We start from the raw sequence: 18,100 nt of genomic DNA on the forward strand, positions 1-18,100 counted from the left end.
CTTGAGAAATTAAACACATCAATCATTGCTTCAATTACAGGTTGGGGTTTTATTCTTGATGCTTTATTTGTATCAGGTTTTTCGTGAATTGGTATAAGTCCCATTAACCAGCAACAAGGAAATATTATCAATGAAATTTATGGTGTAGTCACAACAGGAATAGATTGGAAATTCCTCAAACTTTGTGACAATACCATCTTTATCGATAAGAACGATGACTTTATTAAAGAAATAGACAAAATTTTAGGAATTCTGACAACGACTTTGATGGCTTGTCCGCAATTTTAGTTTGTGGATAATACACACCATCCCCATTTTTTATGGGAGCATCCCAAATGTGCAAGTTTAATTTACATACGGGATTGTAACTTACCCAAGAGGATGAAAAATGAACCACAAAGGACACAAAGGGAAGAAGATTTAAAAGGATTTTTGTGTCAGTCCTGTATCTTTTTACCAAATTGGGATGCTCCCTTTTTTATCGTTCCACTTCATCTACTGCTTTGGGAACTCCCGCAGTTAACACCTCATGTCCCCCAGATGTAACTAACACATCATCCTCAATACGAATGCCAATACCAATCCATCGAGAATCAGTCTCTGGTTGGTCTTCTGCTAGTTTGGTATCTGGCACAATATATAATCCCGGTTCCACTGTCAAAATTTGACCTGGTTGCAAAATCTGTGGTTTATCTTCACCGTACTGGTAAACCCCCACATCATGAACATCCAACCCTAACCAATGACTGGTGCGGTGCATATAATATGGCTTATATTTTTCTTCTTCAATTAACTTATCAATTTCGCCTTTGAGAATGCCAAGTTCGACTAAACCTTCTGTGAGGACGCGCACTGCTGTATCATGAACTAATTTGAAGGGATTACCTGGTTGTATTTGGGCGATCGCTTGTTTTTGCGCCTCCAAAACAATCTCATACAGCGTCTTTTGTTCTGGCGTAAATTTACCCCCAACAGGAAACGTCCGGGTAATATCGGAGTTGTAATAACCGTAGGCACAACCGGCATCAATTAGCAGTAATTCTCCATCCTGCATTTGACGATTATTTTCAATGTAGTGGAGTACGCAAGCATTCATGCCAGAAGCCACAATTGAAGGATAAGCCGGGCCTAACCCACCTCGCACTCGAAAGATACGTTCCATCTCCGCCTGTATTTCGTACTCATAACGTCCAGGTGCGGCGATTTCTTGTGCGTAATTGTGTGCTTCAGTTGCGATCGCTACTGCTTGACGCATCAATCCCAACTCAGCTTCACTTTTAACCAATCTCATGCTGTTGAGAACAGGGCCAGTATCTTCAATGGCGATCGGCCCTGTACCACGTTTAGGATAAGTCCGCAGTAAACTTTGGTAATGTCCCAGGATTTGGTCATTAAAAGTGCGATCGCGTCCTAAGTGATAGTAAATGCGGCTAGCTTTTTCTAAATACTGTGGCAACTTTTCATCTAACTCGCTAATCGGGTAGGCTTCATCAGCACCATAAATTTCCTTCGCTGCATCTACCCCACAAAGATAACCAGTCCATACTTCCTTTTCGCGATCCTTCGGTTGGACAAACAGCACAAACCGATGTTCTGAATGATGCGGCGCTAACACTGCAACTGCCTGTGGTTCGTTAAAACCAGTCAGGTAGAAGAAATCACTGTCTTGGCGATAAACATACTCGACATCGTTGTGCATCACTGCCATTGGCGCACTCCGAAAAATAGCAGTGCCATCACCAATTTTTGCCATTAACTGCTCGCGACGCTGCCGATATTCTGCTTGCATAGCTGATGTATGTATTAAAGTTTTGTGTTATTTTACACTTTTGACAACTAGAGGATGCACAGATCATGCTTCTCTGTAGTTGCTAATCTAAGTTATTCTAGCCAATATTTGTTTCAACTCAAGGCATAAATTATTGATGAATAATCAATAATTTAGACTTGCTATCCAAACAACTATGTAATAACCCCAGGATTGGATAGTGTAAATATATTTATGTAACTGAGTAACAATTACATAAATGTGTATGTTTTAATTCAATATTTTCAATGTCAAATGAAACAGATAATACTATTGAAAAAACCTTTGCAATATAGGAATTGGCTGTAAGGGCGTACATCTGTACGTCACTACTCATGTATCTGTAAAAGATATTTTATTAAATGATATAAAATCGCAAAACTTTATCTATAAATAATCATATATATAAAATACAAAAACTATTTTGTAATTGCTTGTATAGAACTTGAAAATTTTCTATTAATCGTTTAAAACAAACAGATATTTATCTTCAAAGAATGACATTAATAAATAAAAAATAGTTATAAAGAAATCTTGAAACCCTGGTAAATGTTATTGGGTTACAGAAAAAGCTTGTCAAAAAAAGTTAAAAAAATATGACAACCAATCATAAAAATACACCATGTCTGGAAGTACAAATTCCTTACCCTTAAGTTTGAATACATCTAAATGGGCAGCAGACTCTTTTGCAAAATCAAAAATCTTAACATCTTCTTTTGAGGATTTAAATTATGATTTGGGATTTGGGAATAAGAGTGCCTCATATGCACTACAAAATGAACCGTTGACCCAGCCCCAGCCTGTCAAAACGTCAGCAAATCCCAATCCTAATCCTTACTTAACTAGTGCGGCGATTACTCCCGACTTTAACGGTGATGGCAAAACGGACAAAGTTTGGGTCAATTCTGCAACCGGTGAGATTATCATTCGGTTGATGGATGGAACAAAAGTTCTCGACCAGGGTTCTCTAGGTAAATTCGACCTATCCGCCTATGATTACAAAATTGCTGACTTCAATGGTGATGGTAAAACCGACTTCTTATTACGCAATAAGACAACCGGTGAGAATACCATTGCGCTGATGGATGGAACCAAAGTTGCTAATACGGCTGCTCTAACCAGCGTTGACCCAGCTTGGACTCCTCAGATTGGCGATTTCAATGGCGATCGCAAAACCGATATCTTCTGGCATAATAGTACAACCGGTGAAAACGCTATTTGGGAGATGGATGGTACAACAGTTCTAAATGCAACTGTTTTAGATAAAACAGACCCAGCACTAACTCCTACTATTGTTGATTTCGACGGTAATGGTAAGAGCGATATTTTCTGGCGCAATGCGGCAACCGGTGCTAACGGCGCTTGGTTTATGGATGGTACGCAAAAGACTGAACTTTCACTGCAATCACAAGACCCCGCCTGGACTCCTACCCTTGGTGATTTCAACGGCGACTATAAGACTGACATTCTGTGGAGAAACGCTCAAACAGGTGAAAACAAGGTTTGGACGATGAATGGGATCTTAGTCACAGAGGGTGCTCTGAAGACACTTGACCCAGGCTGGACTTCTAAAATTGGTGATTTCAACGGCGATGGCAAGACCGACATCTTCTGGCACAATGACACAACTGGTCAGAACACCGCTTGGGAGATGGATGGCACAACAGTTGCTACTGAAGCTTTTTTACCAACTAATGACGCGTCCTTGACACCATCCCTTGGCGACTTCAACGGCGATGGTAAGACCGACATCTACTGGCGCGATAAGACAGCAGGTGCAGACAAAATTTGGACTATAGATGGAACGACAGCGGTTGAGACTCCCATCAGCGATCCAGATAAGCTTGGTCCAGAGTGGGTAACATTCTAAAATCAGAATTCAGAATTGAGAATTTAGGAGGCAGGAGTCATTATTCTCCCCCTGCTCCTTAAAACTTGTAACTCAAAACTTGAATCACGCTATTTTCCGGCAAATCTTTAGGGTTAATGGAAATAGTATCCCCATTGCTACGCCGTACTGTTATACCTTGCATCAAGGTCAGAAAATTATCGAGTGGTGAAATATCGCACTTAGCAGCATCAGCTGCTTGTGTCCGGTAATGAGTGGGAATAATCAGCTTGGGATTTAATATTTGAACAGCCTGCTTTGCTTCCTCAGCATTGTAGGCTTTTGCACTGCCTCCCACTGGAATGAATGCCACATCAGGACGCCCCAGGAGAATTTTTTGCTCAATGGAAATGGGTGCAGCAGCTCCCCCTAAGTGGAGGATATTAATTCCGCCTTGCTTCCAACTCCAAGCGGTATTTGAGCCAAACTGCTTACCACCTTTGCGATCGTGGTCTATGGCAATTCCTTGGAACTTAATGCCTTTGAATTCGTAAACTCCTGGTTCGTAGATGAGTTTTGCATTTCCTGGTAGGACGTCCACAGCCCCTTCATCTAGCAGTTGACTGCTAATCAGTACTAAATCTGCTGCAACTTTTGGTGGACGATATTTAGCAGTACAGCCGACCGCCCGAAATGGATTAACGAGAATTTTCGCACCGCCACCAGTAAAAAGAAAGCAAGTATGACCCAACCACTGAACTGATAAACCGCTAGATTGTGCGTCAGCTTGAGATTCAGAACCCAAGGTAGTAACTAAAGCTGTGACCAACCCCGCCCCAGCATAGCCCATCAACTGTCGTCGTTTCATTAATTATGCTCTTAACTGTAACTGTTGGAGAAAATTTCGCAATAACTGTTTTCCTGAAGATGTCAGGACACTCTCTGGGTGAAACTGGACGCCCTGAATGTGAGGATAGTTCCGGTGTCGCACTCCCATAATGGTGTTATCTTCAACCCAAGCGGTGATTTCTAACACATCTGGGCAAGTTTGACGTTCGATTACCAAACTATGATACCTGGTGGCGGTTAGAGGATTTTCTAATCCCCGGAAAACCCCCACCCCAGTGTGAGACACCTGAGAGGTTTTGCCATGCATCAACTCTGGAGCAGAAATTATTTTACCACCGAATACTTGACCGATGCTTTGATGTCCCAAACAGACACCCAAGATTGGCAACTCTTGTCCTAGCTGTTCAATCAATTCTAAAGAAATGCCGGCATCTTCCGGGCGACCAGGCCCAGGAGAAATAACCACGGCTTCCGGCTTTAATGCCCGAATCTCATCTATGGATATCTTGTCGTTACGAAAAACTTGAATATCATCTGCCACTGGGAATTCTGCTGCCAATTCTCCCAGATACTGGACTAAATTATATGTAAAACTATCGTAATTGTCGATAACTATAATCAAAGCTGATCACTCCTGGTTTTTACCACTATTTAGTTGCAAAAAGCATAGACAGATATCTCATGTTATTTATCTGCTAGATGTAAAAATAACGCTGATCTGAATGCGTAAATATAAAGCAGCTACTTTGCGACAAGCTACTTCCTAAAGATTAGCAAGTAACTCTTTAGCCAGGATACTTGGCACGATCGCATAACTTAAATTTGGAATTGCTGATGGTGTGTTCTCCAAAAGGGATCGGACAGAGCGTGATCCTCTTACCAAGTCTACTTGGCGATGCCTGTGGCGGGCTATGACGCTCTCTACGAGACGCTGCGCGAACGAATACTCGCTAACGCTTCGCTATCGGCGTCGCAAATCACGTCTACAAAGCCGATATAATTAACTTTACCAGAGGAGGGAGCAAGAGCATACCAGCCACTAGCACCGCTACCAAAGCAGAGACAAGGACTGCACCAGCCGCACAATCTTTAGCAATTTTTGCCAAATCATGGTATGTCTGCTTAACGGTTAAGTCCACAAGGGACTCGATCGCTGTATTTAGTAACTCTAATGCCAAAACTAAACCACTAGTTACACCAATTACCACTATTTCCACCGCTTGTAGATGCAAAAAAACGCTTAAAGCGATCGCCATTACACAAACACTTATGTGGATGCGAAAATTACGTTGAGTTTGAAAACTATAGCTGATTCCAGCCCAAGCATATTTAAAACTAACAAATAAATTAGAGGCTACTTTCCAGGAGAATTCCCGTTCGTTAGACACCAGTGTTTGTAACGAGGTGGGCGTTGGTGATGGAGAAATTTTTTGGGACATAGACTTAAAAACACAAGAACAGAGTTGCTACAGTGGGAATATTCGCCGATCTTAATGGCGTAATTAACTTTGAGGCAATCTTTAAGCAATTTTCCACAGAAGTATTATAAAAGTATTACCCCAAATAAACACTAAGGGATACACCAACTTCTGCTATTCCATGTCAATAGCAATACCTATTGCGTTCAGCAATCTCACTTGCTGTTCTAACATTCGCCCCAAACTTTCTTCATCAGGATGATCCCAGCCCAACAGGTGCAATAAGCCGTGAGCAGCTAACCAGGCTAGCTCAGTTGGTAAGCTATGTTCCTGCTGTTGAGCTTGACGTTGTGCTGTATCTACAGACACAATAATATCACCTAAATATAATGGTACAGAGGTAAGTATTTCTTCACTTTGAGGAAAATCCACCTCCAAAGCAGCAAAGGCTAAAACGTCTGTAGGTTTATTTTGTTGACGATACTGAGCATTCAGTTCTTGAATTTGCAAGTCATCTGTCAAACGCAGCCCGATTTCATAACTTGGCGCTGGCGGAATATGAGGGTGAAGTATTTCCAACCAGTGATTAAACCAGTTTTCCCAAATTTCAGGAGTAATTCTGGCATGAGTGTCGCCAGTCTTTACAGATGTTGTCGGGGACAACTCGTAAAAATACTCCTCCACATATAGTTCAACTCTCAGGGGCACACAGTCTCCTAGTCTGAGGTGACGGTTTGTCGTTAGTGAGTTAGGTAAGCAAGACCAACAAGGAGAGCTAAAAGCCCTACAGCAGTCAACGCAAAATGTTTCAGGGAAGTCCCACCCTTGCGTACCATGTTTCGCATGGCGAGTTTTACGTAGCTAGGTTGAGGTTCTGTTGAAGGAGAGTTGCTCATAGTTATTTGTCCACAGACTCTTTTATAACTGTAACAGTTGGTCTAGCATAGAATTGCGATCGCCTGTATGTTGCTAAGGAATTTCTGTGAAAAGGAAGCAACTATAAGGGGTACTATGCGATGTCTACGACGGGCTACGCCTACACGCTCATCTCAAATACGAGAAAATAAATCATCGATACCAAATAATGGTCAAAAAATTGCCTAGTAGAGCGGGCGCATAAATCCAGCTACCATCTCAATTAACTAGACAACAAGGGGCATTTGCCCCTTGTTAAAGGTAGGCAAACTGACGCCACAGTGTACTAGTAACTATGACTAATCCTCAATTATGCAGGAGTGTTTTCTACTAATTTATTTTCTTGGCGCAGATAAGCTTGGATGAATGTATCAAGTTCACCATTCATCACATCGCCAATCGCCGTTGTTTCTGTAGTTGTACGTAAATCTTTCACCATCTGGTAAGGGTGAAACACATAGTTTCGGATTTGGTTTCCCCAGGAGGCTTCCACCATATCGCCACGAATTTCGGCAATTTCTTGGGCACGTTGCTCCTTGGCTATGACCAACAGCTTTGCTTTGAGGCGATTTAGGGCTTTTTCTTTATTTTGCAGCTGCGATCGCTCTTCTGTACAGCGCACGGCAAGACCCGTGGGAAGGTGAACAACTCGTACTGCCGTTTCTACTTTGTTGACGTTTTGTCCACCTTTTCCACCAGAGCGAGTTGTGGTGATTTCCAAATCCTTGTCTGGAATGTCCAACTGCACAGAGTTATCAATCTGCGGCATCACTTCCACCCCCGCAAAACTGGTTTGTCGCTTGCCGTTGGCATTAAAAGGTGAAATCCGCACTAAGCGATGTGTACCCATTTCTGAACGCAAGTAACCATAGGCATAGCGACCGGTAATTTCTAGAGTTGCCGATTTAATTCCGGCTTCATCACCCTCCGACTCTTCAGCTAAAGTTACCTTATAGCCGTGAGCTTCGCCCCAACGGGTGTACATCCGCATTAGCATAAATGCCCAGTCTTGAGCATCTGTGCCGCCAGCCCCAGCACTAATTGTCAGTACAGCACCTTCCGCATCATAGGGGCCAGAAAGTAACTGTTGTAACTCCCATTGGTCAAGGTCACGATTCAGTTTAGTGATGGTAGATTCCGCTTCTTGGAGTAGTGCCTCATCGGTTTCTAACTCTAATAACTCAACAACAGCCTTTGTATCTTCTAAATTAGATTGCCACTGATCATATTGCTGAAGGTGGGCTTTCAGGTCATTGAGTTCTTGCAGCGTTTGTTGGGCTTGGGTTTGGTCATTCCAAAATTCTGGTTGAGCGGATATTTTTTCCAGGTCTTGAATTTTGGCTGTCAGTGCAGGTACGTCAAAGATAGTCCTGGGTTTTACCCAGGCGGCCAGACAACGTTTCGATTTCGCGTTTGAGTTCTAAAACTTCCATAGTGCTTGCTGTAATAATCGATAGAGCGCTTTAGATTGGAAAATTGCTCTTTATTCTACTTACATTTATTAATTTTAGCTGTATTTGGACAAATTCTCTCGGCACTAGTTGGATAAGTTACAAAAATTACTTGGAATTATCAAGCGCTTCTATGCTCACTGAAGTGGTTTGATTTGGCTGTTGCAGATAGGCTTTGCTTTATGATTATGATTTACTGCCCAACGATGGTATAGCCGTAATAAAATAAATGCCCAGTCTTGAGCATCTATACCTCCAACCTTAGCTGTAATTGCCAAAAATGCCCCCTTTTGGTCGTGGGGGTAAGACAGTAATTGTTGTATTTCTACTGTTTCGAGTTCTTGTTGGAGTTGGGTAAGATTGGTTTGCGCCTCTGGTAACAATTCCTGATCAGCAGATAATTCTAGTAGTTCTAGTGCAGCCTTGATATCTTCTAGAATGAAGTGCGATCGCTGATATTGTTTCTTTTTAGCGTTGAGGGATTCAATTTCTTGAAGTTTCTGATAGAAAATGACAGAATTATCCCAGAAAGTAGGTTGAGAAATTAATTGATCCAAGTCCTTGATTCTTACACTCAGTTCTCGGAGGTTAAAGACAGCCTTCAGCCTTGGTCAAGATATTATACAACCTTTCTACTTCACTTTTGATATTTAAGAGTTCTAGCATAGTTTTGCTCACTTAAGGCTGAACTTATCTACATATTCTACTATTAAAACGCTGAAAAAAACCGTGGTTGCTGAAATTTTACCACGGTTTTTACTTTATAAAACTTTACTTTTGTAAGTACCTACAGATAATTAATCGCGGCCATTTATGGCAATTAGCAACCGCAAGATAAAGACAAACAAGTTGATGTAAGTTAGGTACATCGACAAAGCAGCAGGTAGATACTGATCATCACTGTAAGTGCGGGGCAAGATGTAGAAATCGACAACAGAAACCCCAACAAACAGGAACACCCCCAAACCGGAAATGGCGATTTCTAACCAATTTGGCGTGTAAACACCAAACATGGAAAATCCAAATTGGGCAAGGCACACAACCACCAAGGCAATGACACCGAGATTGATGGTTTTCGTCAAAGCCATGCCGTCTTGTTCAGAGAGATTTGAACCAATTTGACGGGCGAAAATAAAAGTGACGCCACAACCAAGGGCAGCCAACCCAATACCTTGAATACCAACACCTTGGGATCTCAAAGCGACAAATATCAAGCCACTGAGAGTATATCCAGACAAGAGGCTGTAGGTTGCCAACAGGGGTAATGCAAGTCCCTTATTACCTTTTTGGGCAACATTTTGGGCAACAAAGAACAAAATTAATTCCAAAATCACCGCACCAATGAAGGTGGGAAAGAATATTCCGGGGTTAGTCCGGATAACTCCCAAACCGCCGTAGGTTCCTAATGCCGTTAGCACTAATCCACCACCGACGTAGGGCAGGGCGTTGGCAATCACGTTTGGGCCAACGAGGGCGTGAGATTTAGCCTCACGGATAGCTTCACGAAAATTACTGGTATTGCTCATATTGAAAAACTGTTTTTTAGGAAAACGTTCTACTTATTCCTATTCTTACCAAGATTTAGGGTGATAAACCAGGAAGGGGTTATGCAAGCTAGAAAACAACTAAACAAAAAAGATTATGCAAGGTTGAAATGTTTATCTAAAAAATAAAAATAACCTGCAACACAGAGAGTAACAAAATCATGCGTACAAATACTGAATTGTGGAGTGCGACCCCTGATAAGTTCAGTGAAACGACGATGGCTTATTCAGCTTTGACTAAGGAAAATAATGACAGCTTAGAAGAAAATATACGCAGCTCCATTTTCTCAGGAATAAGAGTTACAACAAGGGAATGTATATGGCAACAAGTGAGTCCTCTTTACGAACTGATGGTATAGAATTATTACACTTGTACCACCAAAATCCTTCTATTAAACTTCGTAATAAACTTGTACAGTTACATACTGGCTTAGTGCGGAAGATGGCTCATAAGTTCAGTCATCAATGTAATGAACCTTATGAAGATTTAGAACAAATCGGTTATTTTGGTTTAATTAGGGCAATTGAGCGCTTTGACCCTAGTCAGGGATATGCTTTTAGCTCCTTTGCTGTGCCATATATTCGCGGTGAGATGCTGCACTTTTTGCGCGATCGCAGTACTCTATTAAAAATTCCTCGTCGTTGGCAAGAACTGTACAATGAAGGGCAAAAAATTCGTAAGGACTTATCAATGTCTTTGGGTCGCCCACCCAGGGATGCTGAAATTGCCAGCCAACTTCGAGTATCTCTGCAAGAATGGCAAGAAACCAAGTTAGCTGCTCAAAACCGTATGCCTTTGAGTTTAGATGCGACCGCAGTTAACTATGTTGATTGCCAAATAACCTTGGGTGAAGCACTTCCTTGTCCTCGTTCTCATGTTCTTTTGCAAGAAGAAGAAGAACGGCAACAACTCCAAGGCGCAATAAATATGTTAGAAGAAAAGCCCCGCATGGCAGTTGAAATGGTATTTTTAAAGGAACTTTCTCGCAAGGATGCTGCTAAGAATATTGGCACTAGTCCAATGACGGTAACGCGGTATCTGCAAAAGGGAATCCAGGATTTGATTTACTATTTGCAACCACAGGTAATGCCCACTGGCTCTTGATGTCATTAGTCAATAGTCAGTGGTTAGTAGAAAAGCAACTGACAAATGACAAATAACTAATAACTAATTATCGAGATTTTAAATCAGCGATCGCACCTTTGGTCATAGCAGCAATAGCTTGATCTGTCGCTTTTGGCAAATGATAATATTTACCGCCTGCTGTTTGCGATAATTCCTTAGCAAAGCCAGTGGACACAAATTTACTTTCCGTATCAATTACTAATAGTTGCATACCTAAAGCCCGGATTCTGGCAGCAATTTCTAATAATTCCCCTTTGATATCTGGCTTTTCTCCTGGTTCTAGTTGTTCACCTAAAGAACGCGCTAAGGGAATATTACCCCGTCCATCAGTGATTGCTACAAGCACAACTTGCCCAATATCTCCGCTCATCTGGGCATTTAAGCCAACCCGCACAGCTTGGGTTAAACCATGCGCTAAGGGCGAACCCCCACCACAGGGTAACCTTTCCAAGCGGTTACGCGCCAAGGCAATAGAACGTGTTGGAGGCAATAACACCTCTGCCTGTTCTCCTCGGAAGGGAATCAATGCTATTTGGTCGCGGTTTTGATAAGCTTCTGTCAACAGTTGCATCACTGCACCTTTAGCCGATTGCATTCGATTCAGGGCCATTGAGCCAGAAGCATCTACCACAAATACTACCAACGCCCCTGCCTTACGTACCAGGCGTTTCGAGCGAATATCAGCCTGTTCGACAATAACTTTTCTATCTGGGCGTCTTTCTCTTCGGGCTTTTTGATAAGGAGCCGCAGCTCTCAGGGTGGCATCTACTGCTATGCGTCGCGCTTTCCCCTTGGGCAACATTGGCTTAATGTAGCGTCCCCTGTCATCAGAAAATATGACACTGCGACTACCAGATTTACCTTGCCGCTTCGCCATTTGGGTAAAATACAGTACGCTGTCATCAAGGATTACCCCTTCTGGATCAAAAATGAATTCTTCCGGGATGCTAGGGGGTTCTTGCTCTTGATTTTCTTCCTGTTCTTCTGGTTCCTCTTCTTCCTGTTCTGATTCGTCTTGGGGTTCTTCTTGATTCTGTGGCGGGGGTGGAGGCGGTGGTGCTTGTTGTTCTGGTGGCGGTGTCTGCACAATTGTGGCGCGTGGTACAATCACCAGTTCCACAGCACGGCGCAAATCTTCGGCATTAACTGTTGTCCGTCCCTCCAAAGCCGCAGCAGCTTTGGCAACCCGGGTGGCGAATAACTCGGCGCGATGTCCCTGAACTCCTCCGCGAATCGCCTCATCTACTAAGTAGGCAATTTGTTCATGGGTGATGGTTACTTCTTTCAACCATTCCCGTGCCAAGATGATTTGGGTTTTGAGGGAGTCTAAGTCTTCGTTGTACTGTTGAAGAAAGTCTTGGGGAGATTTAGAATAGGCGATCGCAACCTCAACTGCTGCTACTCTTTGATCTAAGCCGAGTACACCGTCAGCAGAGAGGGCGATCGCAATTCTATCTAGCAAATGCTCCCGTAATCCACCTTCTTCTGGGTTGTAGGTGGCAATAAATAGGGATTTGCACGGATGCTGAAAACTAATCCCTTCCCGTTCAATTTGGTTGCGTCCCTCAGATAATACTGTTAGAAGCTGATTTGATATTTGATCATCTAATAAATTAATTTCATCTACGTACAGTACACCTCGGTTTGCTGTAGCAAGTAACCCTGGCTGAAAAATGGTATCACCTTGTTTTACCGACTTTTCAACATCTACAGAACCTAATAGTCGGTCTTCTGTGATACCTAGAGGAATTTGTAAAAAAGGCGCGGGAATAATTTCGACAGGAACATCTTGAATGTCTTTATCTGCATACTCCGCCAAAAGTTGATCATCCCATTCTTCTGGGTGGTTGGGATCACAATTACTAATTGAGCCTTTGACAACTTCAATCGGCGGTAGTAGAGCGTGGATAGCACGAGCCATCACAGATTTTGCCGTACCGCGACGACCTGCGATCGCTACTCCCCCCAAACCAGGATCAACTGCGGCTAACAGCAAGGCTAATTTAATTGCTTCTTGACCGACTACGGCACTCAAGGGAAAGGCAGTGATCGTGGGATTGATAGTAGGCGCAGGCATGGTTGGCAAAATAGCGAGTCTTGGCCTTTAGCATACCAATTTCTGGCACATTTAGAATATAAGGGCGATCGCCTCTGGCAGGCGGTTACACCATTGCATTTCCCTTGGGAGGAAAATTCATGAGTATTGCTCAGGCTAAACGCTTCACACTAGCTGAATACCACAGGCTTACTGAATTGGGCTTTTTCCATGAAGATGACCATATTGAATTAATCAACGGGGAAATTATTGAAATGGCATCCAAAGGTACAGCCCATGAAACTTGTTTGCGAAACTTGTTGCGGGAACTTCCAAAACTTGTAGGTGAGCGGGCAACTTTGCAATCTCAAGCTCCGATTGCTTTGCCACCTAATAGCGAACCTAAACCGGATTTTGCTATTCTTTAAAACCGAGATGATAATTATTTTTCTGGTCATCCTCAACCTGCTGATGTGTTATTGGTGATAGAGGTTTCAGATTCTTCTTTAGATTATGACCAAAATGTGAAAATACTTCTCTATGCTAAAGCAGGTATTACTGATTATTGGATATTCAATTTATTTGATAATTATTTGGAAGTTTTCAGTGAACCATATCAAGATTATCAAGGTAAATATGGTTATTTAAATAAGCAAGTTTTTTTATCAAATCAAGTAATAACTTTTCCTTGCTTTCCTGATTTATCTATTGATTTAGTGAGGGTGTTTCCACCCAAGTTTAATTTTCAAACCTTGCCATAGTGATGAGATAGGATTAAATCATAATACAAAGAAGTAAGTTTTATGGCTTATAGTGATTTTAAACTTATTGAAATTATTGATTCTTTTGGTTTAGTTATCCACGAGTCATCTGGACTATTCGCAAATGTACAGGAGCAAGAATGTAGTGATTTATTATCTACTATTCTTAAGGAAAATGTTGATTTAGCAGTAGCTATAAGTTCGGAGAAAGCTCGGAGTGAAATGATAATAAGTCCCATTTTGTTAGAAATTAGACGCAAATTTAATTATGAAATAAGCTTTTTTTCTGGAGTTGATTTTACTGTTGATAGCCAGAGAGGACTAAATGGCTTTTGTGATTTTATTTTGAGTCTTTCTTCGGAGCAGTTGCTTGTACGTAGTCCGGTGATTGTCTTAGTAGAAAGTAAAAATGAGAATTTAAGGTCTGGTTTAGCGCAATGTATTGCCGAAATGGTAGCTGCTCAGTTATTTAACGAGAGAGGTGGAAATCAAATCAAAGCTATATATGGTGCTGTTACTATCGGTACTATCTGGCAATTTCTCAAGCTTGAAGGTAATGTAGTTGCAATTGATTTGAGTGAATATTATATTAAGGATATTAAGAAAATTTTAGGTATTTTATATAGTGCGATCGCGCAAAGTAAACCGTAAATTATTTATTAGCTAGAATATTTTTTAAATAAATACTAGCTTTGCAAAAAAAACATAAATGATTTTTAAAGTTGATTGATAAGTGCGATGTCTAACGACAAGCTACTACGCATCTACGCTTTTACGAATCTTCAGGAATAACTATATTGACATCTAGCAACAGGTATGCCAATGTATATTTAGCGACAGCGAAATAACCGCACTCTAAAGCGCAGGTTTTTGGTGTTGTCTCAGCAGCAGAATTCCTAATTTCCTGCCGAGCTTCGTGTCATCCCTTCGGCTGAGTATTCAGTCCAATGTCAGGTAAACTGATTGACTAGACTTTCAACGGGAAGACAAGATGTTTGGATGAATGTTCAGGGGAAAGGATGACGCGAAACTTGGTAGGAAGCCAGGAGTTCTACGGCTGAGACTTGAACCAAACAAAAGCGACGGTAGAGAGCTTTATCGCAGGGAAGTACTTTTTGAGTACAAATTCCTTGTATAAAGCCCTGCTACTGCTAGATGTGTAATTTGTTGAAGCTGTCCAGTTCACCAAAGAATACTGGATACATTACAATGACACACCCTGATCAATCTTCCAAAAAACAAACAAGCCAGCATCAAAATTATATAGGTATTTTTGCCGATATTCAGAACGTCTCTTCAATTAAAGGAAAGGGTCATCTTTTGCTGGAATTTGCTCAATCTAAGGGGCGTATAGGCTGCAAAAATGTCTACTATAATTTACACTACATAGACCAAGTTTCTATCAAAAATGAGCTAGAAAATCTTGGTATAAAGGGTGTTAATGTTCCTGAGCATTCAGAGAATAGTGCAGATTATAGATTGATAAGTGACTGTATTAATTGGGTTGCCTTTAATCCTTCTGTTAAGATAATTATCTTCGTGTTAGGAGACTGGGACTATGCTGGTTTAATTTGTATTTTAAAGGCTTTAGGTAAAAAAGTCATTGTCTTTGCTCAAAGAGGTAGTGAAAATCCAAAGTTGATTAAACTAGTTGGTAATGAAAACTTCTACTTTGTAGATGAATTACCTCAGTTAGTTGGCAATAGCAATAAGACTCAACCTCAAAATACGGGTATTGTGTCTCAGATTAATTACAATGAAGCTATAGAGTATCTAATTGAAGCTATCAACACTGCCTTAAGCCAAGGTAAGCCTACCATATTTGGTTGCATTGATAAATTGATGCGTCAACGTTGTGCTAACTATCAAGGATGCTCATCTATTTCAATGCCTGATGGCAAGAAATTTAAGAGTTTTAGTCAGTTTATTGATATTGCTGTAAAGGATGGCAAAGTTAAAAACCAAGGTCAGGAATTGTTTTTAGTTCAGTTAGACAAACTAGCTGCTTAAAAGAGCTTTTAAAAACCCAGTTGAGTAAAGGCTGGGTTTTACCAACACCGCTGTTTGCGGTTTTTTCATGTCTGAAGACAATAGCACTCGTAAAGTTCCCCAACAGTCAATTTACGCAGTAATCCACAAGATAAAATGCACAAAATCCTAATATTCCATAATGAAAAATTTCTGCGACAAGCACTTACCCACCGTTCTTATGTCCATGAAAACCCCGGAGAAGGCGAACACAATGAACGCTTAGAATTCCTCGGTGATGCTTTGCTGAATTTCTTAAGTGGCGAGTATTTATATAGTTGTCACCCAGAAATGGGAGAAGATGAATTAACCCGGCGACGTTCGGCGCTGGTAGATGAGAAGCAATTGGCAAAGTTCGCCGAGGAGGTAGGTTTAGACTTTAGAATCCGGTTAGGAAAAGGTGCAATTCGAGATGGAGGCTACCAAAATCCTAATTTGCTCAGTAGCACCTTTGAAGCAGTCCTGGGTGCTTACTATTTAGATAATGATTCCAATATTGAAGCAGCTCGCGCAATTGTAAAACCGCTATTTGATTCTGTAGATCCTAAGCATATAGTTGTGTCTCGTTCTAATGTAGACTCAAAAAATCGCTTTCAAGAATGGGTGCAACGCAATGTTACTCCAACTCCTCCCAAATATTTCACAGAACAAATAGGAGGCCCTTCTCACGCACCAGAATTCATAGCAAAAGTATTGGTAGATGCAACAATTTATGGCGAAGGTAAGGGACGCAATAAAAAAGATGCAGAGAAAGCTGCTGCTGAAGACGCGCTAGCTAAGTTGAAAAAACAAGAGTTGTTGTAAAATGTTTTTTTATTTCAAGCAGAGGCGCAGAAACTAAATCATAACCAGTCTAAGGAAAGTTGTTTTAATTAAGATACTTTGATATATCTGCCAGAGATATTTATCGTGATGCTGTTAGGAATGCTTTAATTCAAGAAGGCTGGATAATTACAGATGATCCCCTACATTTAAAGTGGGGTCAAAAAGATATGTATGTAGATTTAGGAGTTAAACAACTCTTAGCCGCAGAACAAGGAACTAAAAAAATAGCTGTAGAAAAACTTTCTTACATCTTCACTTCTAAGGGCAAAATTACGGTGAAAGTAGAACCAATGCCCACCTCAGAGACTAGGTTAATTTGACCTTGCAGTAATTTCACCAAGCGGGAAACGATCGCTAACCCCAATCCAGTACTATCAGGAAGATAGGGACGATCGCTAGCACTGACGCGAAAGTAGGGTTCAAATATCTGGGCTTGGTTTTCAGGTGCAATGCCAATTCCTGTGTCAGAAACTGCGATCGCCCATCTCTGGTTCTCCAACACCTGAGACATTATAATAACAGTCCCCGACTCTGTATAGCGAATCGCATTACTAATAAGATTTGTGACAATCTGTTGGAATTGAAAAGAATCTGTGATTAATTCTTTGGGAACGCGATCGCAATCTACTACGATTTTTAAATTTTTTCCACCAGCTAAAGGTTCCAACATTTCACACACATTACTGATTAATTCACGCACATTAGTGGGTGCTAGTTGGAGTTTTATCTGCCCTGCGTCATACCGCGAAAGTTCTAATACATCATTAATCAGGTGGAGTAATTGTCTACCATTGCGTAGTACGCGCTCAATATGTTCTAGATTCACAGAAGTGTCTTTTAGCCGAGTCTTTCGTCGTTGTTGGCGTAAAAACAAATCCGAGTAACCAATAATGGAAGTTAGAGGATGTTTCAATTCATGGGCTAGTTGCGAAAGATACTCTTGATTAGCGCTCATTAAGCGCGTGAGTTCTTGATTATGGAGTGTTAGTGATGACTGCAACTGCTGTAATTCTCGCAACCTCTCCTCAACATAACTCTTGAAACACCGAGCGATCGCTTCATCTATGATAGCGTCAATCAAACGCATAGAACGAATTATCTCTACAGGTGTTCCACTCAATAAATCTGCTTGTAAAGCATCAAATGTTACTGTTCGCAGCAGATGATATTCTCTGGCAATTTCTGCTGCATCAAAGCCTTGTTCGGCTCGAATAGCTCCATGCTGAAAACTGGCAGTAACTATTGACTTAATATCATTATCCTGATGTTTTGAAAGCACCGTTACCATTGCTTTCAAAACATCAGGGATATGATCCTTTACCGCTGTATAAGATAGGTCATCGGCACTTTCAATCCGTCTATCCTTGCGAACTGCTGCAATCCATTTATCTATGATGGTGTCTGTTTTTTCAGCCAGTACTTGACTAAAATCCATTTTGTTAAATTCAGCTAAGAGATAGATGAGTAAACTTCCATATGCAATTAGTTTAGCGAGTGCAGTAGTCTTTAATCA

The 18,100-nt window shown here is 41.3% G+C and carries 17 protein-coding genes and 1 pseudogene; 7 read left to right on the forward strand and 11 right to left on the reverse strand.

Annotated elements, in window-relative coordinates; all coding sequences use genetic code 11:
- Positions 1-478: 478 nt before the first annotated feature.
- Positions 479-1,789 carry an aminopeptidase P N-terminal domain-containing protein gene (locus V7K48_RS19355; protein WP_335074850.1) on the reverse strand — a complete coding sequence of 437 codons (1,311 nt, stop codon included), beginning with the start codon at positions 1,787-1,789 and terminating at the stop codon, positions 479-481.
- A gap of 640 nt (positions 1,790-2,429) precedes the next feature.
- Between V7K48_RS19355 and V7K48_RS19360 the strand changes: the two genes are divergently transcribed.
- Positions 2,430-3,677 (forward strand): FG-GAP repeat domain-containing protein, encoded by a 1,248-nt coding sequence (locus V7K48_RS19360; protein ID WP_335074851.1) that lies wholly within the window; start codon positions 2,430-2,432, stop codon positions 3,675-3,677.
- A gap of 58 nt (positions 3,678-3,735) precedes the next feature.
- On the opposite strand, the gene V7K48_RS19365 is transcribed toward V7K48_RS19360, so the two are convergent.
- The 8 genes from V7K48_RS19365 to V7K48_RS19400 form a co-directional block, all read right to left on the reverse strand.
- Entirely contained in the window at positions 3,736-4,503 is a 768-nt protein-coding gene (locus V7K48_RS19365; RefSeq protein WP_335074852.1) for an MBL fold metallo-hydrolase, read from the reverse strand.
- Positions 4,504-4,506: 3 nt separating this feature from the next.
- Positions 4,507-5,106 (reverse strand): anthranilate synthase component II, encoded by a 600-nt coding sequence (locus tag V7K48_RS19370; protein ID WP_335074853.1) that lies wholly within the window; start codon positions 5,104-5,106, stop codon positions 4,507-4,509.
- 361 nt (positions 5,107-5,467) lie between these two features.
- Complete coding sequence (locus tag V7K48_RS19375; RefSeq protein ID WP_335074854.1) at positions 5,468-5,923, reverse strand: diacylglycerol kinase family protein; 456 nt, start codon at positions 5,921-5,923, stop codon at positions 5,468-5,470.
- Positions 5,924-6,076: 153 nt separating this feature from the next.
- Positions 6,077-6,604 (reverse strand): rRNA maturation RNase YbeY, encoded by a 528-nt coding sequence (gene ybeY, locus V7K48_RS19380; protein ID WP_335074968.1) that lies wholly within the window; start codon positions 6,602-6,604, stop codon positions 6,077-6,079.
- A 38-nt stretch (positions 6,605-6,642) separates the two neighbouring features.
- Positions 6,643-6,798: a DUF3285 domain-containing protein gene (locus V7K48_RS19385; protein ID WP_104904774.1), complete on the reverse strand. Its 156-nt coding sequence runs from the start codon at positions 6,796-6,798 to the stop codon at positions 6,643-6,645.
- Positions 6,799-7,127: 329 nt separating this feature from the next.
- Positions 7,128-8,250 (reverse strand): peptide chain release factor 2 gene (gene prfB, locus V7K48_RS19390; protein ID WP_334974068.1). Its coding sequence is split into 2 segments (ribosomal slippage): positions 7,128-8,177 and positions 8,179-8,250, totalling 1,122 coding nucleotides; the frame shifts between segments, so codons are not numbered across the junction.
- A gap of 155 nt (positions 8,251-8,405) precedes the next feature.
- On the reverse strand, positions 8,406-8,873 hold the full coding sequence (locus tag V7K48_RS19395) for a PCRF domain-containing protein (RefSeq protein WP_335074969.1): 468 nt from the start codon (positions 8,871-8,873) through the stop codon (positions 8,406-8,408).
- A 192-nt stretch (positions 8,874-9,065) separates the two neighbouring features.
- Complete coding sequence (locus V7K48_RS19400) at positions 9,066-9,794, reverse strand: Bax inhibitor-1/YccA family protein (RefSeq protein ID WP_335074855.1); 729 nt, start codon at positions 9,792-9,794, stop codon at positions 9,066-9,068.
- Positions 9,795-10,131: 337 nt separating this feature from the next.
- Here V7K48_RS19400 and V7K48_RS19405 point away from each other — a divergent pair, with 337 nt between their 5' ends.
- Entirely contained in the window at positions 10,132-10,917 is a 786-nt protein-coding gene (locus tag V7K48_RS19405) for an RNA polymerase sigma factor SigF (RefSeq protein ID WP_335074856.1), read from the forward strand.
- 67 nt (positions 10,918-10,984) lie between these two features.
- Here V7K48_RS19405 and bchD read toward each other — a convergent pair whose 3' ends face one another.
- Complete coding sequence (gene bchD / locus V7K48_RS19410) at positions 10,985-13,015, reverse strand: magnesium chelatase ATPase subunit D (protein ID WP_335074857.1); 2,031 nt, start codon at positions 13,013-13,015, stop codon at positions 10,985-10,987.
- 119 nt (positions 13,016-13,134) lie between these two features.
- On the opposite strand from bchD, the pseudogene V7K48_RS19415 reads away from it, so the two are divergent.
- The 5 genes and pseudogenes from V7K48_RS19415 to V7K48_RS19435 all read left to right on the forward strand — a co-directional run bounded on the left by V7K48_RS19415 (position 13,135) and on the right by V7K48_RS19435 (position 16,907).
- Positions 13,135-13,734: pseudogene (locus tag V7K48_RS19415) on the forward strand (Uma2 family endonuclease).
- Between the two features lie 42 nt (positions 13,735-13,776).
- Entirely contained in the window at positions 13,777-14,385 is a 609-nt protein-coding gene (locus V7K48_RS19420) for a hypothetical protein (protein WP_335074858.1), read from the forward strand.
- A 558-nt stretch (positions 14,386-14,943) separates the two neighbouring features.
- Positions 14,944-15,744, forward strand: a complete 801-nt coding sequence (locus V7K48_RS19425) for an NYN domain-containing protein (protein WP_335074859.1) — start codon at positions 14,944-14,946, stop codon at positions 15,742-15,744.
- Between the two features lie 135 nt (positions 15,745-15,879).
- A complete protein-coding gene (gene rnc, locus V7K48_RS19430) occupies positions 15,880-16,566 on the forward strand; it encodes a ribonuclease III (protein ID WP_335074860.1) in 687 nt (228 codons plus the stop codon).
- Between the two features lie 146 nt (positions 16,567-16,712).
- Positions 16,713-16,907, forward strand: a complete 195-nt coding sequence (locus V7K48_RS19435) for an element excision factor XisH family protein (protein ID WP_335074970.1) — start codon at positions 16,713-16,715, stop codon at positions 16,905-16,907.
- Here V7K48_RS19435 and V7K48_RS19440 read toward each other — a convergent pair.
- Entirely contained in the window at positions 16,832-18,022 is a 1,191-nt protein-coding gene (locus tag V7K48_RS19440; protein ID WP_335074861.1) for a sensor histidine kinase, read from the reverse strand. The two genes, V7K48_RS19435 and V7K48_RS19440, sit on opposite strands and share 76 nt — an antisense overlap.
- Positions 18,023-18,100 lie beyond the last annotated feature (78 nt).

It is taken from the genome of Nostoc sp. (assembly GCF_036919615.1).
Taxonomy (GTDB): domain Bacteria; phylum Cyanobacteriota; class Cyanobacteriia; order Cyanobacteriales; family Nostocaceae; genus Nostoc.